The organism is Sporolactobacillus sp. STSJ-5 (assembly GCF_024385605.1).
Classification (GTDB): Bacteria; Bacillota; Bacilli; order Bacillales; family Sporolactobacillaceae; genus Sporolactobacillus.
The window spans coordinates 269,405-289,955 of sequence record NZ_JANFOJ010000002.1; the positions used below are offsets into that span (position 1 = coordinate 269,405).

The following is a 20,551-nucleotide window of genomic DNA, read 5'->3' on the forward strand; positions in this document are numbered from 1 at the left end:
GTTATTGAATAGGATAAAGTATTGAGGTTCGTGTGACGGGTGGGAACAATGATGAATAGAGAAGAACTGTCCAAAAACATAGCGTTTACATCCATAGCAATTGGAAAAGTGATGAATTCCATCGGACAGACGCCAATAAAAAATTTGGATCGTGAAACACAAGATCAATTGGTTTTTCTAGGCAGTTTAATCCAGGTTGGCGCCGGCGCTCTTTTTGCGGAATTCATATCCGAGGATCCATTAGCGCAATTAAGCGTTGCTCTGACGATCATTGGTTATGGCTCTTTTGCTATTCAATTCATTAATGATGAAGACGACGACCGAAAATTGCTTGTGCAAGCCATGTCGTCGAATTTGAAAGAAGTACTGGCAAACATGATTCTTTTTACTGATCGGACTGTTTGGAAGAAAATGTACTCATTCGTTGGAATCGCAATGCTTTGTTTAGGTAATTTTATGCAGGCACAGGGAAGAAAGAGGTTATTGGATGAAGAGGATGATTATACACTGTTCGATCCAACGGTAACGGCAGGAACGTGGATTGAAACAGGCGGGGCCATCGCAATTATGCTCGGTAACCTTGCCGAAACAGCTTAATAAGTAATATTAGAAAACTTAGCTTCGCAAAGTCTCTGGTAAAAGTGAAGCAATAGTTGCACTTACACTAATTCCTCTAATTAATATTTTTTCTTATTTGTGTTAGAAAACTAGGCTTCGAAAAGCCACTGGTGAAAGCGAAGTTTGAATTTCTTATTGTACAATAAAAACGCCTCTCTGTAATGTGTGATACAACATGTTGAAGAGGCGTCTTTTTCATTTGGATGACTGTAGATTTTATTTTAATAATAGTAAGGGTACGGATAGAAAAATGGTGGCGCAAAGAAAATAAAAGGAAACAGAAAACGGTTAAATCGTCTGAATCTTGGTCTTGGACCGCCTGGCCCTTGATAAAAACGCTCATTTTCATTCACATTTTCGGGAACGAGCATGACAACGCCTTGTTCGTTCACTTCTTCGATAATACCATCCATTTTTGACCCATCAGCCATTTGTGCAATAACGTGGAAGTTCATTAATTTAGTGCACATATCGTGGATGGCTTGGTTATTGCTTTCCGGTTGCTGCGCAGCTCGTTCCTCCATCATCTGCGGGACAAAGAGCTGCTGCTCGGGTGCATCATAAATATCCGACATATTCATCGCTCCTTTTCGCCTTAGTGTATTCACCCAGGTTTCGACTGGTGACAACACCTATGCAGTACAAGCCTCGATGAAGATGGATAATCTCAGAGTTGTTTCGATTGATTCTGTGCTTGCAGGCGCTTTTGGCGATATTGCGACCATTGAAAGTGAATGTAGCATCCCACGCAAAAACCGAGGATAGCGATAAAAGCTGCAAGACCAACGATTATTGAAAAGATGATGGAGACAATGGTCCAATGCAGAAGAAAGCTAATGAATGCAATGAAAAGACAGGACACTGCGATTGTCTGATTGAATTTTTGCTGTTGTTTATCTTCCGGAATATAGGTACTAAGCAGTTTTCTCAAGAATGGTTTTGCTAATGCCATTACAGGGTTGTAGTGAAAGAAGAGCCCTGAGAGTCCTGAGAGTAAAGGAATCAAAAGCAGCCAGTACTGGTGTGTAATCATCGATACGACAACGCTTAGTACAATGACCCATTGATTCGTTCTCACGAGCGGTCGAGGAATTGATGGAGTAGCAGCATCATTCATATTAATCGTACCTTTCATATAGGAATAAATTTATTATACGTTTTAAGGCTTAATATCTCCATTGATATACATTATTTGAAAGATCATATCTATCCTCAATATCGATATCTATCCTCAATGATATTATGAAGCATTGAGGAGTTATGTACTGTGGTATAATGATGCAATACGTGTTAAGGAATGAAGGTCGAGTTAAATCATGAATAAACGAATACATTGCGCCGAACAATTGCATTTAAATAGAGATATGTTCCGATGTCCTGTCTGCGGTGCTGATATGGATAGTGTTGCTCAAAAAAGTTTGATGTGCAAGCAAGGACATACGTTTGACATCGCCAAGCAAGGCTATGTAAACCTGGTAACGAAACCGGTCCATACGCATTATGAAAAAGTACTTTTTGAGGCACGCAGAAGAGTCATTGTTGATCACCGATTCTTTGACCCACTGATTGCGGCTCTTGCTGAACAAATAAAAAATCTAAAGAATGAGTCTGTTCGTATTCTTGATCTCGGCTGCGGAGAGGGTTCACATCTTGCCAAGATCTGTCAGCTTCTTGCAATCGCCTCGTCAAATAACATACAGGGGTATGGTATTGATCTGGCAAAAGAGGGCATTCAATCAGCTGCTAAGAATTATCCGGATCAAAATTGGTTTGTAGCTGATCTGGCCCATTCACCTTTTAACGAGCACTTATTTGATGTTGTTTTAAACATACTTTCACCATCCAATTACCACACCTTTGATCGAATGCTCAAGCCTGGTGGATCAATAATAAAAGTCATTCCGGGTAGTGATTATCTTAAGGAACTCCGACGTTCATTACTTGGCGCAGAAAAATCACACTATTCTAATGCGGACACATTCAGTTTATTTCAACGGCATTATCCAAACGCATCCGTGCAAAAGATAAGTTATACAGTTCAATTGGATCAGGATGGAATCAGAGACTTGATGAAGATGACGCCGCTCGCGTGGAATGCTTCTGAAGCAATACAGAAACAGTGGTTTGAAAAATCCTCCGCAATAATTACGGTTGAGTTTGAAATTCTTATCGGCAGCAGAGCGTACTAATCAGAATCGTTCAACTTTAATCATTAGTAATCGCGATAAATTGTAAGCGCTGAACTTTTTTGAAGCAAATTGATTGATTTTGGCTGAAAGTGTGGTAGAATATTTTTTGTGGAGGAATGAGTATGTTGGCTGAAGAAAGGCAACAATTGATCCTGAAAATTTTAACAGACACTTCTGTTGTTAAAATGCAGGAACTGGTTCAAATGTTGGCTGCCTCCGAATCAACGATCCGCAGAGACTTACAGGAATTGGAAAACCGTCACTTGCTTCGTCGTATTCATGGTGGTGCGTCTTTATTGCGAAAGCTCAATGAAGAGCCTGACATGGAAACTAAGACGCTTAAGAATGTTCAGCAGAAGAAGTCGATCGCTAAGCTGGCTGCTCAGAAAATAAAGGATAACGATTGTATTTATCTTGACGCAGGGACCACGACACTTGAAATCATTCCTTTTATTAGGGCAGCAAATGTAACCGTTGTCACTAACGGTCCTGCTCATGCTGAATTACTTGTTCGCAAAAGAATATTGTGTTATTTGCTAGGCGGTCTAATGAAACCGAATACAAAGGCAGTCGTTGGCAGCATTGCAATGCAGAATATTAATCTATTTCGTTTTGATACCGCATTTATTGGCGTTAACGGAATTGATTCGTCGATGGGCTATACAACCCCTGATCCGGAAGAAGCAGCATTGAAGCGATGTGCACATCAGCTTGCATCCAGTTCTTATGTCGTTTCAGACAGCAGTAAGTTCTCTGAAATATCTTTTTGCAAGATGTTTGATTTGGATAAGGCAGCCATTATTACGGATCAAATACCGGAAAGATGCCAATCCTTAATGACAGAGAAAACCGTAGTTTATATTGCAGACCGTTCAGCTGACTCTTAATGGAAAAGAGAGTCGAAGATTGATCCTACAATGAAAGTGCTTGCCAAACGACCAATTTTCATGAAATTTATTATATGGAATTGTTCCGTTAAAGACGGTATTTCAGAAAAATCTTGTTGCTCTACAGAAACTGAAAAAGGAGTTGCACAACAATGAAAATTACAGATCTAATGATTGAACGCGCCATGGTTCTGGATATGCAAGCCACGACTAAAGAAGGCGCAATTGATGAACTGATTGCTAGTTTGGAACGAAACGGAAGAATTAACGATCCGAAATTATTTAAAGAAATGATATTAAAAAGGGAAGCACAATCAAGCACTGGGATTGGTGACGGAATTGCCATGCCCCATGCAAAAACAAAGGCAGTTAATGAAGCAACGGTTGTCTTCGGTCGAAGTAAACAAGGCATTGATTATCAAGCACTGGATGGACAGCCTTCCGATTTGTTCTTCATGATCGCCGCACCAGAAGGCGCAGCAGATGTGCATCTTCAGACGCTTGCTGCGTTATCGCGCTTATTAATTGATCATGATTTTGTTGAGCAGGTAAAAAAAGCGAAAACGACCGGTGAAGTCGCACAACTTTTTAATGACAAACAAGCTGAGCATGATGCTGAAGAAGCGAAAGAAGAAGCTGCAAAATCAACGCAAACTCCGTCTCCATCAACTGAAGAGAAATTTGTTGTTGCCGTTACAGCCTGCCCAACGGGAATTGCACATACGTATATGGCAGAAGATGCATTGAAAAAGAAAGCAAAAGAAATGGGCGTAGCAATACGCGTTGAAACGAATGGTTCTGAAGGTGCAAAACATGTGCTGACAAAAGATGAAATCAAGCGCGCTTCCGGTGTTATTGTTGCGGCGGATAAGAAAATTGAAATGGCACGTTTTGATGGAAAAAAGGTACTTCAGACACCGGTCAGTGACGGAATTCGCAAGCCGGAAGAGTTAATTAATAAAGCACTCAAGGGACAGGCACCGGTTTATCACGCTGAAGGCGGAGCCTCTGAAAACGATGCTCCGGAGGCAAATGCATCGATTTGGAGCAGAATTTACAAAGACTTGATGAATGGTATTTCACACATGCTTCCTTTTGTTGTCGGTGGCGGTATTTTGCTTGCTATATCGTTCTTATTTGAAAGACTTGGTAAAGACAATACCATTTTCCAAATGTTGAGTGCGATCGCAGGAGGTGACACCGGTGCGTTTCACTTCCTAATTGCTATTCTGGCTGGTTATATTGCAATGAGCATAGGTGATCGTCCTGCGTTGATGCCAGGTATGGTCGGCGGTTTTCTTGCAGCCTCTTCGAACGCCGGTTTCCTTGGAGGTCTGGCAGCCGGATTTCTTGCAGGTTGGGTAATCATCTTATTGAAGAAAGCATTCAGCGGTCTTCCGCGTACGTTAGACGGTTTGAAACCGATTCTTCTCTATCCTGTATTTGGTCTATTGATTACTGGCGGATTAATGTATTATATTCTTGATCCGATTTTCAAATGGGTGAACACGGGATTGATTGGCGCTCTTGATCACTTAGGCACTGGAAATGCTGTTGTGCTTGGTATAGTACTCGGCGGTATGATGGCTGTTGACATGGGCGGCCCTGTTAACAAAGCCGCATATACATTTGCTATTGGTGTCTTCACGAGCAGCGGTAATACAAATGGACTTATGATGGCAGCCGTTATGGCAGGCGGAATGGTACCGCCGCTCGCAATTGCCTTGGCAACATCTATCTTTAAGCATAAATTTACTGAAGATGAACGAAAAGCAGGTATTACTAACTATATTCTTGGTCTTTCCTTTATTACTGAAGGTGCGATTCCATTTGCAGCATCTGATCCACTGCGTGTGATTGGGTCAAGTGTTATCGGGGCTGCAATTGCCGGAGGTTTGACTCAGTTTTGGAACATTAATATCCCTGCACCGCATGGCGGAATTTTCGTTGTCCTGCTCGGCAATCACGCAATCTTGTTCTTGATTTCAATAATTGTCGGGGCAGTCATTTCAGGATTGATTCTGGGATTATGGAAAAAGCCTGTAACCCAAAAATAAAAGTGTTATAAATAGATGTATTGAAGAACGGTCGATTATGTATCGACCGTTTTTTTGTGTGTCAAGTATATGATTTTGCCCGTATTTAAACGAATAAACCAGTGTCTTGGCCGAGAATCAAAGTAGAGGCGCGATACCAGGCAGATTTCTGCTTGTCTGAGGAGACTCTCAGACTGTCCGTGGTCGTGCTCAGTTGATGCGAGCAACCGGAGCGATGATTCAGCACCACAAAGACACAAACCCATGCTAAAAAAGGAACTCTCTCAAGTATCAAAGGAGCTGTCACTAAATACGCATACGTCCTGTATGTAACGCGAAAGAGAAGTAAGGACCAGGCGCTTTTTGCCCGGTTTTTCTTTTACCTATAAAAAGGTAAAAGTAACCTGACGTAACAAGATTCTTACTGAAATGATGCAGGTGGAAAGTGAATATTATTTTGCTCATATTGTAATAAATGTGAGCAGTTTAACAAATACTGAATGAGAAAAATGGAATTATTACCCGGATGTGAATCGGATTGCTGTTCCTAAAACATAGATTGATACGACTATTTTGCATTGGTTTTGCACTTTTTGCAGGACTTTTTTTCCTTATGAGCGTGCTTGGTCCCATATTTATGAATTCACGTAGTTATTACGGAAAAATTGCTTTTTCATCATTTGACTTATCCTTTATGCTGCTTTTTTACGTTGCGATTATTTTTCTTTTTTTTCTTTCATTTAATCATTTTCTAACATCCTGTTCAGAACGGAATGTAAAAAAAATCATTATTTTGCTGTTTAGTTTTATTGGACTTTTTGAGTGCTTTGTTTTTGTTGCCTTTGCAGACATTCAACCCCCGGAAATTGATGGGGGCCATGTCTTTATGAAAGCTTTTGATTTGCTCCAAAATAACGGTTCTCTCAGTGAAGACAGCATTTATTTTCAAATTTATCCTAATAACATTCCCATTATGCTTTTTCGATACATCATCTACTATCTTTTGCCCATTCATTCAAACAAAGAGTTGTTCATCGTTGATCATGCGGTGTGTTTGGCAATACTCAATATTGGCATTTTCTATTCTTGGAAGGTCGTTTCTCTGCTCCTTGGACGAAGGATGAGTGCGATCTTTCTGCTTCTTGTTTTGTCATGTGCGCCAATTTTCTTTTACACACTTTACTTTTACTCGGATACATTGATGATTATGATGCCTCCGCTACTTCTCTACGTTTGGCTCCGATATGAACAGAGAAGAAGACCAATTGATGCAATCCTTTTTTGCTTTCTTTTAGCAGTCGGTTGCGTTCTTCGTCAAAATCTGATTTTATTTCTTCCAGCAATTATTTTGTATTTGATTCTCAGATCAAAATTGAAAACGGCGTGTATAATCGGGACGAGTGTAATCATTTTAATAATATTGATGCAGCTGGCGACTGGCAACTTGGCCGAAAAAGCTCACATTAAAGCAATGCCGCAATACAAGATGCCGACCACACACTGGGTCATGCTGGGACTGTCAGAACAGGGACGTTATAATATCCGCGATTTCAAGAAAACTCTTGGGCAGCCTACGCAGGCGCAAAAAAAAGAAATAAATTTGTGCGAAATTAAGAAAAGATTAACAACAAGATCAGTAAGTGAATTGTCTTATTTGTGGCTATTGAAAGCATTTCGCGTTTACGCGGACGGTTCCATGGGCTACTACTGGTATATGGGCAATACTTCGAATCATTCTCTTATCTATGATTATTTTTTCGGTGGCCAGAAGCAACTTGTCTTGTTCATTGTTCAAATATTTCATTGTTTCCATTTTATGCTGCTTTTTTGTTCAGTTATGCGTTTTTTCAGACTTAAAAAAGTAGACGTAAGTTTATTGATCCAAATCATGCTTTTTGGAAACTATCTCTTTTACATCTTTATTTGGGAAGCCGAGCCAAGATACGCTTTACTTTTTCTGTTTCCGATGCTGATCGGATGTTGCTATGGGCTGAAAGAGCTGACGAGACTTATGCAAAAAGTGCGAAACCATGTATCCCTTAAGCTTCCTTGGATAAATACACAGCGAGGAGCTCATCTTTTCTTTATTGTCTTGATCTGCCTCGCTGCGATTCATTTGAAGCCGATTACTCAGGATTCAGATGTGCAGTATCGCTACTCAGTTAACCAAAGTCAGAGAAAGGGTGGTATCTATGCACATGTTTCTGAACAAAATGTAGTACGACAAACGTTTTATGCGGATCGTGATTTTGATCATATTGCTTTAGGAAAAGCTGGGTCTATCGGCAAAGCAAATTATCAGTTGACCATTCATCCGTTATCCGGAAAAAAACAAAAAACAAAAAAGATTATTTCAGCGGATGATATGGAGAAGGACAGGTTGTCGGAACTAGTTCTCGATCATACGCTTCCAGGGAAAATGGACTATCAATTGACAATCTCTAAAATTACGGGACAAAAGGATGCCTTTCTGGACTTATCAATCCATGGAAAAGGCTTATTCGAACAGAGAGATTTGTACTTGGAAGGGGTTTTATTTCAAGATGCACATTTGGTCATGAACAAGGATCTTCAATTCCGTGTCTATAAAAAAGTATACAAACCATATCTGAGTGTTGCAATGTATTTCTTCTTATTGAGTTTAGCATTAGCCATGCTTATCTTTTTTGCAGATGTATATCGCAAGCCGGAACCAAATCCGATGCATCTTCATCCTGACCCCGTGTAATGATCCATCTATGGGCATCTTAAAGGTCGGCGTAATCATTTTTCTGATAAAATGGCTTGATCAAAACGAAAAACATGTTAAACAGGCATTAGCTGGAAACGGAACTTCTGACTACTTTTGTATGGAAAAAATAAAGCTGTAGGAGAAGCAGAACAAGACCGACAAATGAAAGCAGGGGAGCGGTTAATGCTAAGTATCTAAGCGGTAGAAATTGAACGGATAACCCTCCAAAAAATGCTCCTGCAGCGTTTCCAATATTCATTGCTGACTGATTCAATGTGCTGGACATTAATGGTGCATCTTGTGACAGCACAAGGCTCCTGTATTGAAGAATAGGTGATTGGGCGAATGCGAGAATTCCAAACAATAAGACGGCAGCTACCATTAAAACCGCGTTTGATTGAACGAAGAACAAAATGACAAACAACAGTTCAAGAGAAATGAGCAATCCAATCAAGGATTCATTGAGACGCCAATCCGCCAGTTTTCCACCAACTAAGTTACCAATTGTGACTCCGATACCGAAAACCACCAAAGTGAAGTCGACAGCATGATCACCGAAGCTTGTCATATGTTGCAGAACAGGTGTGATATACGTAAAAAATGCAAAAACACTGCCGAAGCTAAACAACGAGATTAACAAGGTGACCCACAGTTTTCCGCTTTTCAAAACAGTTAATTCGCTTAGTAACGATGATTTTTTGCTGCTTTCTTTGTTGGGAACAAGAGCAAATAATCCTATGACAGCGATTAAGCCGATAATGCCGATTACAAGGAAACTGCTTCTCCAACCTAAGCGTTGCCCGATCAATGTGCCGAAGGGAACACCTACTATATTAGCAACAGTTAATCCAGAAAACATGAGCGCCATTGCAGAGGCTTGTTTATTTTTGGAAACAAGGCTTGCAGCCATGATGGCACCAAGTCCAAAAAAGGAGCCATGCGCGATTGCGGTGACGACACGACTGAGCATTAATAATCCGTAGTTGATTGAGATAGAGGCAAAGAAGTTCCCAATACTGAAAATGGCCATGAGGAGCATAAGCACATTTTTTCTTGCCATCTTATAGGTTGCGATGACAATAATTGGGCCGCCTATAGCAACACTGACTGCATATCCGGTAATCAGCTGACCGGCAGCTGCGGTGGAGACATGGAGGTCTTGTGCAACATTGGGAAGTAAGCCCATGATTACAAATTCAGTCATTCCGATTGCAAATGCGCCAATCACCAAAGTCCAGAGTGAAAGCGGGTATGTTTTCATCAAAAACCCTCCTTTGGAATGTAACAAGAAAATCGTAGCAGATTGCTTTTTGGATGTGAAATATTTTGCCTGTACTTAGAAAATAAATTTGTTTCATAAAAAAATTGATTTGGATAAGCCGCTTGTATGGGTTAAACTAAGATTGGAGCGACTTAAATAATTGATAAATTAGGTGATTGAATTGCAAATCGGTTTAATTGGTTTAGGAAAGATGGGTTATAATCTTGCCATGAATATGTCTGAGCATGGTTTTGAAGTGAAGGCTTTTGACCTGTCAAAAGAAGCGGTAACGAAAGCGCAGGAATCGAAAGGCATTGATGGATTTACTTCGCTTGATGCGCTTGTTGACGCACTTGAGAAACCACGTGTGTTTTGGATGATGGTTCCAGCTGGAGTTCCTACCGAGCAGACCCTTTTAAGTCTGCTGCCGCAGCTTGATAAGGGAGATATAATTCTTGATGGAGGAAACTCTCGATATACCGATTCTGTTCGACGTTATGAGCTGTGCAAGGAAAAAGGTGTGTCATTTATGGATGTCGGTACCTCTGGTGGCATGAGCGGTGCGCGTCATGGCGCATGTGTCATGGTCGGCGGAGATAAACAGACTTTTAGTTATTTGGAGCCACTATTCAAATCACTTTCGGTCGAGGACGGATATCTTTATACGGGTAAGGCAGGCAGTGGCCACTTCTTGAAAATGGTGCACAATGGCGTCGAATACGGTATGATGCAATCATTAGCAGAGGGTTTTGAAGTTCTGCAAAAGAGCGACTTTGACTATGATAATCAAGCTGTCGCAAAAGTATGGAACCATGGTTCTGTCATTCGCAGCTGGCTGGTTGAACTTCTCGAGGATGCCTTTTCGAAAGACGGGAATCTAGAAAAATTGAGCGGTGTCATGGCATCTTCAGGTGAGGGAAAATGGACGTTGGAGACTGCACTGGATATGCAAGTGCCAACTCCGGTCATCGCGCTTTCGCTGCTCATGCGTTATCGTTCACTTGAGAGCGATACATTTTCGGGAAAAGTAGTTGCTGCTTTGCGCAATGAATTCGGCGGACATGCCGTTGTAAAAAAATAAATGTTTGCACAATAAAGGATCTGCCGTTTATAAGTGGCAGATCTTTTTTCACGTTTATCTGAGAAAATCATTAAATACTGATTTGATATAAAAAAAACGTTTGTTTGGGCTAATTCCCAAACAAACGTTTTTTGCTCTCAAATGATTATAAGAATCTCCGTACAACAGTTTTCATTGGAGGCATTTTTTCTAATTTATGATTTTCAGCAATCGACTTGGCAGTGAAACGAGCATAGCCTTTTGCTTCGTCCATAACAATTTTTCCTGGAAGTGGAGCAGCATCAACATCGACGGCTACATCTAAAATAACCGGAACAATTGAAGCTTTTGCTTGTTCGAGCGCAGGCTTGAGGTCGTCGTACTTCTCAACACGGAAACCTTTTCCGCCGCATGCCTCAGCAAATTTAGCGTAGTCAATATCTCCAAAGTCAACAGCATATTTTAGCTGACCGGCAGATTGTTGTTCATATTTAATGAACGCCAGTTGCTTGTTGTTAAGAACAATAACGATAATTGGCAGTTTGTAGTGAACAGCAGTGGCAAAGTCCTGCATAACCATAGCGAATGCACCGTCTCCGCTGATCGCAATCGCTTGACGATCAGGGAATGCTTGTTTAGCAGCAATTGCGCCGGGAAGACCGCAACCCATTGTTCCCAGCCATGCTGACACAATGAAATCCTGCTTTTCTGAGACTTTGAGATAACGTGTTGACCAAACAGTTGACGTACCGACATCCACAGAATAGATGGTGTCATCCTCTGAAATCGATTCAATCGCTGACATAAGTGCTTCAGGAGCAATCGGTGTTTGTTTCTTCTCTTGATCCTCATCCATCCACTTCCACCATGTGGCCATCTTGCTTTGGCAGGTTTTCAAGAACGGACGATCATCAACAGGAGTAACATGCTCATTTAAATAGGCAAGGGCTTCAGCCGCATCGCCAACAACACCAACATTTACAGAATAACGTTTGCCGATCTTAATTGGATCAATATCAATTTGAACACATTTCGCGCCTTCCGGCAGATAAGCTGCATATGGATAATCCGTTCCGATCATAATCAGCAGATCGGAACTCTTCATCGCTTCATATGCTGGTTTAGTACCAATTTTGCCGATATTTCCAATAAAGTTCGGATGACTATCGGAAAGGGCACCTTTACCCGGCAGTGTCACGGCAACTGGAGCGGAAATGCGTTCAGCAAAGGCCTTTAATTCTTTCTTTGCACTTTTTGCACCAACTCCTGCTAAAATAACGGGATTGTTTGCGCTGTTGATTAATGCTACGGCATCATTCAAATCGTTCTGAACGAGTCCGGGTATCTTCTTTTCAAATACAGTAGAGAGCTGCGGAGCGTTATCCGAAATTTCACCCATTGCAATATCGTCCGGGATTGACAATACAGCCACGCCGCGTTCCTGGTAAGCCGTACGAATAGCTTGGTTGACAACTGCCGGGAAGCTTTCCGCACTGGTAATCTTCTTGTTATATACAGCGACATCTTTGAATAATTCAACCGTATCAACTTCTTGAAAATAATCGGTACCGGTTAAACGTGCAGGGATATGTCCGACCAGAACCAGCATCGGCACATGATCCATTTTTGCGTCATACATGCCATTCAGCAGATGAATGGCTCCAGGGCCGCCGATAGCAAGTGAAACACCGATTTTTCCGGTGAGCTTAGAATATGCTGCAGCTGCCAATGACGCAACTTCTTCGTGACGCACGGTATAAAATTTGATTTTGCTTTCCTCTTTACGCAACGCTTCAACCATCGAATCGATTGAATCGCCTGGGATTCCATAAATATGATCGATACCCCAGTTTTCTAAAAGCTTTACTACTGCCTCACTAGCTTTTACTTTTCCCATAATGGGTTCCTCCTCAGAATCAAGCTGTTTTCTTGAACCATGATTTACATCATTTTTCAAGAGTTCTATTTATATAAATGTGACAACAAACTGAACCTTATGGGTACATTTTATGACTTTTGGCGAAAAATGCAAATTTATCTGCTCATATCCATTGAAACAATTTTAGTTGAACCCACTTTTTAAAATTTTTTAAAGACCCTATAATAAAAGGAAGCGAGAAGAGGGGTAATTATGAGTTTTGTTTCAATTATTGCTACTGATCAATGGATATCTGCTGTAAGTGATGGTACTTTGGTGGAAGTCATTGAGAAGGGAAAAATAAAGCGGTGTTTAGGAAATAAACCGAGTTTCCTTCGAATTTCAAAAAGGCAATTTATCGCTTGCACAGGAAGTGCGGCCCTTTTAAATAGGGTAAAGAACGATATGCCATTTAATTCGCAACCCTATGTCATTAATCAAGCAATGCTTTCTCGACTTGAGCACGGAGTAAAAAGTATTTCGGCTGAATGGCAGGATGTACTGCTTGTTGTCGCAGACCTCACAAAGAAGAGCGTTTGCCGAATGATTTCCAATCAAAAAGATGCTGATTGGGTCACTGTTGTGCCGCAATACGGTAGAGCGGGTACACTTTTTCTTGCTGGAAAAGGGATTGATAATCAAAAAATCAAACTTATTTATGAGGAATGCAGCCGTATGCTTGGAGACAAGCAGAATGATTTAAAAAGTGTAATTATAGCTCAAAATCAATTGAATCGATTGGCAGCGAAGTTTGACCCGTCAATCGGTTCACGTTTGTTTCATCTATCCATCAAGGCTGAGGTAAAATCCGACGGAGGTCTGAACGGAAACCCAACATCAGATTGAATCTTTTTCTAATCATTTATTTTATCATTTGTTCATGGAGTTAATAAATGACTTGGAAATGAGTGGAATCTAATGAAATCTGTGTTGGCTATTTTTAAAAACAAGACTTATTCAATGTTGTTTGCTGCATCTGTTACATCACAGCTTGGGAGTGTCATAGGCATGACAGCTCTCGTTTTCTTCTTCCTTGATCGATTCAGTCATCAGCCTTATCTAGCCTCATTGAATGAGTTGATGTTTTCACTTCCGTCACTTCTTGTTTTTTGGCTTGTCGGTGTTGCCGCGGATCGAATGGATCGGCAAAAAATCGCATCAAATTGTGATTGGCTCAGTGCTCTTTTGTCGATTGTTTTGTTTGCCGTGGTGATGCTCGGCCAATTTAGTTTAATTTTCCCAATTATCTTTTTGCGCGCTGCTGTCGCAAAATTTTTTGCTCCTGCTGAACAAGCAATTCTACAAGGGATCTTAAGAAAAGGGGATTACGCAGTTGCTGCAGGTCTCAATCAAATGGTGAGCAGTGTTTTTATGATTTTCGGAAATGGGCTTGGAGCATTTGTCTATTGGAATCTTGGTCTGCAGGGAGCGATTGTTATTGATGCGCTATCTTTTGTTCTGTCAGCACTATTGATTCGTCACCCTTATATTAAAAGCGACGTTCGTTTGCCTAATGGTGTCCACGATTGGCAGACAACAAAATTCCGCTCAATTATTTCCGATTTTAATCAGGGTATGCATTATATCATTAAAGATAAACTGCTGACTTCGCTCGTTGCCAGTTTTGCAATTTTCGGTATCATTAATGGCGGATGCAGCGTTATGCTCATTTTTATTTTGAAATATAAGCTTGTTCCCGATTCTTACGAGTTATTTTCCGTGTGGACCGGAGTAATTGCAGGATTAGGTATTTTAATTGGAAGTCTCATTGCCGCCTTGTGTGCAGGAAAATGCCGCTTTCGTTCGATGATCATTGCCGGATTGCTTGTCAGCGGTGTGTTTATGATCGGCGCTGGATACGTGCCGACTGTATATATGTTTTTAATTATGATCTTTCTTGCAACCCTGTTGATTCCTTTGGTCAATGTTGCGATCGGCGGATGGATGCCGCATCTGGTGAATCCAAAAATGATGGGGAGAGTGGAAAGCTGGAGTACGCCGATTTTAATGCTTTCTCAATCACTGACACTTGGATTGATCACGTTATCTTTTCCGGTTTATTTGTCTGTTGAATCTCTATTTTTGATTGTCGGTGCCGTGACCATATTATCCGCTTTCTACTATTTATTTTTTGTACCGGCAGATACTCTAGAAGAACGCTCAAATGATCAATTTATGGAACAGAAGCACTTAGAAACGGCCGGAACGAAAAATTGACAAAAGAACGATCATAAACATGAAAAGCACAATGGTTACTGCAATGCCGATAATGGGCACATTTGTGATTAATGAACGCGACCCGAACGTTTCGCCAAGAATAATGCTTGCCAAAATGATACTGAGTGAGAGCAGCATAATACTGAACGAAATCCGGTTTGCGGCGCGATCCAGTTTGGCCAGCAGAACTTCCAGTTGCGGCAGTTTCATTTCGACACGTGTTTTGCCTTTATATAAATGCGTTAAGGTTTTTCGTAAAAGGGAAGGCAGACGCATACTGTTTTCAACAACATCGTAACCATTCATCAATAACTTTTTTGAAAGTTCAGTAGGATCAAGTCTTCTTATTAACAGACGATGCCCATAAGGTTCCGCAAGCTCGAGAATGTTCGTGTCGTGATCCAGAGTGGTGATCAAGCCTTCCAGAGTGATTAGGGCCTTGCCAAGGAGCGTGTAATTTTTGGGTATACCGATATGATGCTTTTTGGTAACAGCGAAAACATCAGAAATGACTTTGCCGATGTGAACTTCTTTAAATGGCAGACGATAATATTTCTCGCGCAGAGTTTCCAAATCGTCTTTCAACTGACGCTCATTCAAGTCATCCGGCATGACGGTCATCGTGGAAATAGTGCGGAAAAGCAGTTCGGTATTTCCTTTCATCAGACCGATAATTAAATTGCCGAAGTCGTGCTTCATCGATTCGTTTAAATGTCCAACTTGTCCAAAATCAATATACCCGATTTTATTATCGGGGAAGAAAAAAAGGTTGCCAGGATGCGGATCGCCATGAAAGATGCCACAGATTAAGGCTTGATCAAGAAATGACCGGACAAGCCGTTCACAGATAATTTTGTTGGACACATCTTTTGGCGGACTCTTAATCAATTCTTCATATTTATACCCATGAACATAGTCAAGGGTAAGCACTTTAGCTGTCGAATAATCTCGATAGATTTTGGGGATGATCACATTCACATCATTCTTGAAAAAATCAAACAGTTTTTCAGTTGTTCGCGCCTCCATCGCGTAATCAAGTTCGCTGCGGATTGCCAGTGAAAATTCTTCAACCAAATCGATAATTTGATATGTCCTAGCCCATTCATAGCGTTTCTCAACGAGAGAAGCAAGATCCCATAGAATTTCAATATCGTTCTCCACCACGTATTCAATATCCGGACGCCGTATCTTAACAGCAACTTCTTCGCCGGATTTTAACTTTGCATGATGTGCTTGAGCAATGGAGGCAGCGGCAATACATTGTTCATCAAATTGAGCAAAAACTTCAGCAACTGGTTTACCGAATTCTTGTTGAATGATCTGTTTGACGGATTGGGCATCGATCGGAGTGACACGATCCTGGAGTCCGCGCATTGCCTCTGCAATTTGCTCTGGTAAAATGTCAGTTCTCAGGCTGAGCAGCTGGCCAAGCTTAATAAAGGTTGGTCCTAATTCTTCAAGCATTAAACGGATACGCTGTCCAAGAGACTTCTGATCATTCCCGTTTCCAGAGAAGTCTGATGCAATCTGTTTCGGTAATGAAAGTAAATGAAATAGACCGACATCTTTAACAATATAGCCAAAGCCATATTTTACGAGAACGGAAACAATTTCTTGATATCTTTTAATATGGCGTATATGTTTTCCAATCATAGCATTCACCTAGTGTGCAGGTTAGTCTTCGCTGCTTTCTCTCTTAGATACTTTTTGCCTTAATTCTGTGAGTTCAGCTTCTAAAAGCGTCACTTTTTCTTTAAGACTCCCGTACTCTTCCTGTGATACAAAGCCGAGATCCTTAATTGCATCAACAATGTCTTTGTGAAACTCTGCGCGCCACTTGTCCGTGTTTTCTTTCCCTTTTTCATTGAAAGATTCTAGAAGCGATTTTGCTTCATCTGCTGCTGCACCGCCGCTTTTTGACAGGTCATTCAGAAATTTTTCTGCCTTATCTTTGCTGGTGATGGTCGCGCCGAGCCCTATGAGAAAACTTTTCTTCAGGAAATCGTTCATAGATTTATCCCTCCTTGTGCTTTTCTTCATTTTAACCGACTCAGTGGGTCATGTATACGAATTCGCCATTTCTAATTGTGAATACTTCAATAATCAATTGAAAAAGGGCACGAAGGAACAGATGTTCTTTCGTACCCTAAGGCTTCAGAATCATTCATACACTTGGCAGTTGAGATCACTTAATCGAACGGAAAACACCAATTACTTTACCAAGAATGACACAATTATCAAGCAAGATGGGATCCATTGAAGGATTTTCCGGTTGGAGCCTTATATGATTGTTTTCTTTAAAAAAACGTTTAACCGTAGCTTCGTCCTCATCGGTCATAGCAACGACAATTTCACCGTTCTCTGCAGTCCGCTGCTGACGGACGATGACTTTGTCACCATCAAGAATGCCGGCATTAACCATACTTTCACCGGAGACATTGAGAATAAATGCATCTTCATCCTCGACCATTGAACTTGGAACAGGGAAATATTCTTCAATATTTTCAACAGCACTAATAGGAAGTCCTGCCGTTACTTTACCGATTACAGGAACACTTACTGTCTTTTCTGTATAGATGTCTCCATCATGATCGAGCACTTCAATTGCTCTAGGTTTTGTAGGATCACGCCTAATAAACCCTTTTTTCTCAAGCCTTTCAAGATGACCGTGTACCGTTGAGCTGGATGCTAACCCCACAGCGTCACATATTTCGCGAACCGATGGCGGATATCCTTTAATCGCAACTTCATGCTTAATAAAATCGAGTATAGATTGCTGCCGAGTTGAGAGTTTCATGATACTTCTCCTTTTCCTTATCTTGTCAATAGTATATCATCTGGGAAATTCAGATGCAAACATTTGTTCTAAAATAAGCATTGACACAAATGTACGTTCGTATTAAAATGAAGAAAACAAACGAACAAGCGTTCTTGAGAACAAATATTCCTAGCGGAGGTAAAACAAGATGAATACTCATGCACATAATAAAACAAAGGGAATTTCATTTATTGTATTATTTTGTATTATGACAGTCATTCTTTTCTTTACTTTAACAAATACGGTTGCTGCCGATCAGAATAATTATGTCAAAATTACAGTGAAATCCGGTGACTCGTTGTGGTCAATTGCTACAACATACCATGCTAATAATCCTAAGCTCACGAAACATGCATTTGTTACCTGGGTTAAAGACAATAATGGTCTAGTTCGAAATCATATTGTTCCGAATCAAAAGTTGATTATCCCGATAACAGATAATCAATTAAAGAATCGTTAAAAATCTTAGCCGCAGAATTGGCAAAAAAAGTGTTTTGTGATATACTGTTATATAACAAAGGGAATGATTTGACAATGTACTGCTACAATTGTCTTTTCCTTTTTGCTTTTTAATTTGTGATTGCAAAGTTCTATTCCATTAATGATTATTTATCATTAATGGCCATTTTTCATCCTCCTTCAGAAGAAAGCATTTCTTAATTTATAAGAACACGCTTTCTTTTTTTTGTCTTCCAGCCGAAAATGTGCGGAAAAGGCTATGTTTCATGGGTATGAGGTTGACCTGAATTCGCGTGATAGTGTAAACTGAACTATGGACATTTGACACAAGGAGGAAGCAGACGCATGCTCTGGTTATACATACTCGTGGGCGTGATTTGCCTAGCAGCCGGATTGATCCTCGGCTTTTTAATCGCCCGTAGATATATGATGAATTACCTAAAAAAGAATCCGCCGATTAATGAAAACATGTTGCGTGTCATGATGGCTCAAATGGGTCAGCAACCGTCGCAAAAGAAGATTAATCAGATGATGAAAGCGATCAATCATCAAATGAAATGAGTAATGAACCCCTATGAATTAGCTATTCATGGGGGTTTTTACAATAGAAAAAAGTGAGTACTAATAAATTTCAGTCAGGGGGGGTGTTCAATGCTCAAAGTAAGTGTTATTGGGATCGGTTCAATTGCTGCAAAAGCATATTTGCCGATTTATTTTAAAATGGCACAGGTTGATTTTTATTTCTGTGCACGAAATGTGAGAACATTGGACAATTCAAGTTGCATTTGTCCATGCAGCTACTTCGGTTCATCAGTACATTATTAAGTGTTTATTTTTGAATGGAATTGCAGTTTATACTGATGTAATGCTTATGAATAATTATGAAAGCGCTATATTTATTTGGTGGAATTAGTCTCAGAGCTTTTTCAGAGCGGAAATATACGGGCTTCGGAGGACACCTATAAAAACGAGGGGTTAAACTAATGATCAAAGCTTTTAGTCACGCTATCCACTATCCACACAAAGAGAGATGATTGAGAAGAAGAAGGACCCCTCGTTTATGCGAATGAACAATGACAGAAAAGATCGTAATTTAAGAAAGCAATGAAAATAATTTTTAACGTATAGATGTCTAGACAAGTAATTCTAATGAGTGATAAAATAAAAGAAAAAAGGAAGCGATCGTATGACGACTAAAATTGAAGGATGTTCTATTTACAGTCAAAATGAATGGTTAGAAAAAAGCAGTCTTCTGATCGATAAGGACAAAATTGTCAGTATTGGATCAAATGAAAATCAGACGGCGGACCGGACATTGCAATTTCCTTCAACTTACAAGTGTTTACCGGGCATGATTGATATGCACATTCATGGTGCAAACGGTGCAGATACAATGGATGCAACTCCCGAGGCATTGAGTACGATAGCTACTGCTCTTGCTAAAGAAGGGACAACATCATTTTTAGCGACAACGATCACGCAGTCAGTTCCTCTAATAGAAAAAGCCTTAGTCAATGCTGGTGAATTGATCGGTCATCAGAAACGTGGAGAAGCGGAAATCATCGGAATTCATTTGGAAGGTCCGTTTATTAATAAGGAAAAGACCGGAGCACAGCCTGAAGAGTATATTCTTGAACCGGACTGTGATTTATTCGACCATTGGCAGCAACTCTGTGGGGACCGTATTAAGGAAGTAACGATGGCGCCAGAAGTTAAAGGCGGATTAGATTTTATCCGTCATTTAAAAAAACAAAAGGTTGTCGCGTCAATCGGTCATACGAACGGTATTGATGAGGATGTAATTCGGGCGATTGATGCAGGGGCAACACAAGTTACCCACCTGTACAATGGAATGAGAGGTATGCACCATCGCGAGCCGGGAATTCTTGGAGGAGCATTATTGCACCATGATTTATACACTGAGTTGATTTGCGACGGACATCATGTGTGTCAAGGAATGGTGAATCTAGCCTATAAACTAAAGGGCAGTGATCGAATGATTCTGATCACCGATTCCATGCGTGCAAAATGTCTGAATAAAGGCGTTTACGATCTTGGTGGTCAGGATGTGTTTGTTGATAATGGACTTGCCTTGCTTAAAGACGGTACGATCGCAGGCAGTGTATTGAAAATGAAGGATTCGTTGCGAAATATCCTTGCTTTTACTGATGCAACACTGAGCGATGTTGTACAAATGGGTGCGATTAATCCGGCACTGCAATGCGGCGTTTTTGATCATAAGGGATCGATTGAGAACGGAAAAGATGCTGATTTGATTGTTCTAAATGAACAAAACGAACTCGTTTTGACGATCTGCCGGGGAACAATTGCCTATCAAAAGAAAGAGGTGCATTAAG

General features: G+C 40.6%; 19 protein-coding genes. 12 read left to right on the forward strand and 7 right to left on the reverse strand.

Annotated features, from left to right (window positions below; all coding sequences use genetic code 11):
• Positions 1-51: 51 nt before the first annotated feature.
• Positions 52-597: a DUF6944 family repetitive protein gene (locus tag NOM01_RS03460; RefSeq protein ID WP_255746430.1), complete on the forward strand. Its 546-nt coding sequence runs from the start codon at positions 52-54 to the stop codon at positions 595-597.
• Between the two features lie 242 nt (positions 598-839).
• Here the strand turns inward: NOM01_RS03460 and NOM01_RS03465 are convergent, their stop codons facing one another.
• Positions 840-1,193, reverse strand: coding sequence for a hypothetical protein (locus NOM01_RS03465; RefSeq protein ID WP_255746432.1), 354 nt, complete (start codon positions 1,191-1,193; stop codon positions 840-842).
• Between the two features lie 92 nt (positions 1,194-1,285).
• A complete protein-coding gene (locus NOM01_RS03470; RefSeq protein ID WP_255746434.1) occupies positions 1,286-1,735 on the reverse strand; it encodes a DUF4395 domain-containing protein in 450 nt (149 codons plus the stop codon).
• Positions 1,736-1,934: 199 nt separating this feature from the next.
• Between NOM01_RS03470 and NOM01_RS03475 the strand changes: the two genes are divergently transcribed.
• From NOM01_RS03475 to NOM01_RS03490, 4 genes are all read left to right on the forward strand, one after another.
• Positions 1,935-2,807, forward strand: coding sequence for a putative RNA methyltransferase (locus NOM01_RS03475; protein WP_255746436.1), 873 nt, complete (start codon positions 1,935-1,937; stop codon positions 2,805-2,807).
• Between the two features lie 122 nt (positions 2,808-2,929).
• Complete coding sequence (locus NOM01_RS03480; RefSeq protein ID WP_255746437.1) at positions 2,930-3,694, forward strand: DeoR/GlpR family DNA-binding transcription regulator; 765 nt, start codon at positions 2,930-2,932, stop codon at positions 3,692-3,694.
• A 152-nt stretch (positions 3,695-3,846) separates the two neighbouring features.
• The gene (locus NOM01_RS03485) at positions 3,847-5,751 is read left to right on the forward strand and encodes a PTS fructose transporter subunit IIABC (RefSeq protein WP_255746439.1); all 1,905 of its coding nucleotides are present in this window, start codon (positions 3,847-3,849) and stop codon (positions 5,749-5,751) included.
• 865 nt (positions 5,752-6,616) lie between these two features.
• On the forward strand, positions 6,617-8,458 hold the full coding sequence (locus NOM01_RS03490) for a glycosyltransferase family 39 protein (protein ID WP_255746441.1): 1,842 nt from the start codon (positions 6,617-6,619) through the stop codon (positions 8,456-8,458).
• A gap of 88 nt (positions 8,459-8,546) precedes the next feature.
• On the opposite strand, the gene NOM01_RS03495 is transcribed toward NOM01_RS03490, so the two are convergent.
• Positions 8,547-9,722, reverse strand: coding sequence for an MFS transporter (locus NOM01_RS03495; RefSeq protein WP_255746443.1), 1,176 nt, complete (start codon positions 9,720-9,722; stop codon positions 8,547-8,549).
• 181 nt (positions 9,723-9,903) lie between these two features.
• Between NOM01_RS03495 and gnd the strand changes: the two genes are divergently transcribed.
• A complete protein-coding gene (gene gnd, locus NOM01_RS03500) occupies positions 9,904-10,803 on the forward strand; it encodes a phosphogluconate dehydrogenase (NAD(+)-dependent, decarboxylating) (protein ID WP_255746625.1) in 900 nt (299 codons plus the stop codon).
• A gap of 145 nt (positions 10,804-10,948) precedes the next feature.
• On the opposite strand, the gene NOM01_RS03505 is transcribed toward gnd, so the two are convergent.
• On the reverse strand, positions 10,949-12,679 hold the full coding sequence (locus NOM01_RS03505; RefSeq protein WP_255746444.1) for a pyruvate oxidase: 1,731 nt from the start codon (positions 12,677-12,679) through the stop codon (positions 10,949-10,951).
• A 234-nt stretch (positions 12,680-12,913) separates the two neighbouring features.
• On the opposite strand from NOM01_RS03505, the gene NOM01_RS03510 reads away from it, so the two are divergent.
• Together NOM01_RS03510 and NOM01_RS03515 are read left to right on the forward strand one after the other, a co-directional pair.
• Positions 12,914-13,546: a hypothetical protein gene (locus NOM01_RS03510; RefSeq protein WP_255746446.1), complete on the forward strand. Its 633-nt coding sequence runs from the start codon at positions 12,914-12,916 to the stop codon at positions 13,544-13,546.
• A 72-nt stretch (positions 13,547-13,618) separates the two neighbouring features.
• A complete protein-coding gene (locus NOM01_RS03515; protein ID WP_255746448.1) occupies positions 13,619-14,917 on the forward strand; it encodes an MFS transporter in 1,299 nt (432 codons plus the stop codon).
• Here NOM01_RS03515 and NOM01_RS03520 read toward each other — a convergent pair.
• From NOM01_RS03520 to lexA, 3 genes are all read right to left on the reverse strand, one after another.
• Entirely contained in the window at positions 14,891-16,570 is a 1,680-nt protein-coding gene (locus NOM01_RS03520; protein ID WP_255746451.1) for an ABC1 kinase family protein, read from the reverse strand. The two genes, NOM01_RS03515 and NOM01_RS03520, sit on opposite strands and share 27 nt — an antisense overlap.
• A gap of 21 nt (positions 16,571-16,591) precedes the next feature.
• Complete coding sequence (locus NOM01_RS03525; protein ID WP_255746452.1) at positions 16,592-16,927, reverse strand: phasin family protein; 336 nt, start codon at positions 16,925-16,927, stop codon at positions 16,592-16,594.
• Positions 16,928-17,102: 175 nt separating this feature from the next.
• Positions 17,103-17,714: a transcriptional repressor LexA gene (gene lexA, locus NOM01_RS03530; protein WP_255746453.1), complete on the reverse strand. Its 612-nt coding sequence runs from the start codon at positions 17,712-17,714 to the stop codon at positions 17,103-17,105.
• Positions 17,715-17,883: 169 nt separating this feature from the next.
• Between lexA and yneA the strand changes: the two genes are divergently transcribed.
• The 4 genes from yneA to nagA all read left to right on the forward strand — a co-directional run bounded on the left by yneA (position 17,884) and on the right by nagA (position 20,550).
• Entirely contained in the window at positions 17,884-18,195 is a 312-nt protein-coding gene (gene yneA / locus NOM01_RS03535) for a cell division suppressor protein YneA (RefSeq protein WP_255746454.1), read from the forward strand.
• Positions 18,196-18,539: 344 nt separating this feature from the next.
• Complete coding sequence (locus NOM01_RS03540; RefSeq protein WP_253060792.1) at positions 18,540-18,755, forward strand: YneF family protein; 216 nt, start codon at positions 18,540-18,542, stop codon at positions 18,753-18,755.
• 90 nt (positions 18,756-18,845) lie between these two features.
• On the forward strand, positions 18,846-19,019 hold the full coding sequence (locus tag NOM01_RS03545) for a hypothetical protein (RefSeq protein WP_255746455.1): 174 nt from the start codon (positions 18,846-18,848) through the stop codon (positions 19,017-19,019).
• 361 nt (positions 19,020-19,380) lie between these two features.
• Complete coding sequence (nagA, locus tag NOM01_RS03550) at positions 19,381-20,550, forward strand: N-acetylglucosamine-6-phosphate deacetylase (RefSeq protein WP_255746457.1); 1,170 nt, start codon at positions 19,381-19,383, stop codon at positions 20,548-20,550.
• Position 20,551: the final 1 nt, after the last annotated feature.

What these genes read in the sequence shown, in the direction of transcription:
- NOM01_RS03545 (WP_255746455.1), top strand. Translation starts at nt 18,846, where the DNA reads ATGCTCAAAGTAAGTGTTATTGGGATCGGTTCAATTGCTGCAAAAGCA.
- NOM01_RS03460 (WP_255746430.1), top strand. Translation starts at nt 52, where the DNA reads ATGAATAGAGAAGAACTGTCCAAAAACATAGCGTTTACATCCATAGCA.
- NOM01_RS03485 (WP_255746439.1), top strand. Translation starts at nt 3,847, where the DNA reads ATGAAAATTACAGATCTAATGATTGAACGCGCCATGGTTCTGGATATG.
- NOM01_RS03470 (WP_255746434.1), bottom strand. Translation starts at nt 1,735, where the DNA reads ATGAATGATGCTGCTACTCCATCAATTCCTCGACCGCTCGTGAGAACG.
- NOM01_RS03520 (WP_255746451.1), bottom strand. Translation starts at nt 16,570, where the DNA reads ATGATTGGAAAACATATACGCCATATTAAAAGATATCAAGAAATTGTT.
- nagA (WP_255746457.1), top strand. Translation starts at nt 19,381, where the DNA reads ATGACGACTAAAATTGAAGGATGTTCTATTTACAGTCAAAATGAATGG.
- NOM01_RS03480 (WP_255746437.1), top strand. Translation starts at nt 2,930, where the DNA reads ATGTTGGCTGAAGAAAGGCAACAATTGATCCTGAAAATTTTAACAGAC.
- NOM01_RS03495 (WP_255746443.1), bottom strand. Translation starts at nt 9,722, where the DNA reads ATGAAAACATACCCGCTTTCACTCTGGACTTTGGTGATTGGCGCATTT.
- NOM01_RS03540 (WP_253060792.1), top strand. Translation starts at nt 18,540, where the DNA reads ATGCTCTGGTTATACATACTCGTGGGCGTGATTTGCCTAGCAGCCGGA.
- NOM01_RS03515 (WP_255746448.1), top strand. Translation starts at nt 13,619, where the DNA reads ATGAAATCTGTGTTGGCTATTTTTAAAAACAAGACTTATTCAATGTTG.
- NOM01_RS03490 (WP_255746441.1), top strand. Translation starts at nt 6,617, where the DNA reads ATGAAAGCTTTTGATTTGCTCCAAAATAACGGTTCTCTCAGTGAAGAC.
- yneA (WP_255746454.1), top strand. Translation starts at nt 17,884, where the DNA reads ATGAATACTCATGCACATAATAAAACAAAGGGAATTTCATTTATTGTA.
- lexA (WP_255746453.1), bottom strand. Translation starts at nt 17,714, where the DNA reads ATGAAACTCTCAACTCGGCAGCAATCTATACTCGATTTTATTAAGCAT.
- NOM01_RS03475 (WP_255746436.1), top strand. Translation starts at nt 1,935, where the DNA reads ATGAATAAACGAATACATTGCGCCGAACAATTGCATTTAAATAGAGAT.
- NOM01_RS03525 (WP_255746452.1), bottom strand. Translation starts at nt 16,927, where the DNA reads ATGAACGATTTCCTGAAGAAAAGTTTTCTCATAGGGCTCGGCGCGACC.
- NOM01_RS03505 (WP_255746444.1), bottom strand. Translation starts at nt 12,679, where the DNA reads ATGGGAAAAGTAAAAGCTAGTGAGGCAGTAGTAAAGCTTTTAGAAAAC.
- NOM01_RS03465 (WP_255746432.1), bottom strand. Translation starts at nt 1,193, where the DNA reads ATGTCGGATATTTATGATGCACCCGAGCAGCAGCTCTTTGTCCCGCAG.
- NOM01_RS03510 (WP_255746446.1), top strand. Translation starts at nt 12,914, where the DNA reads ATGAGTTTTGTTTCAATTATTGCTACTGATCAATGGATATCTGCTGTA.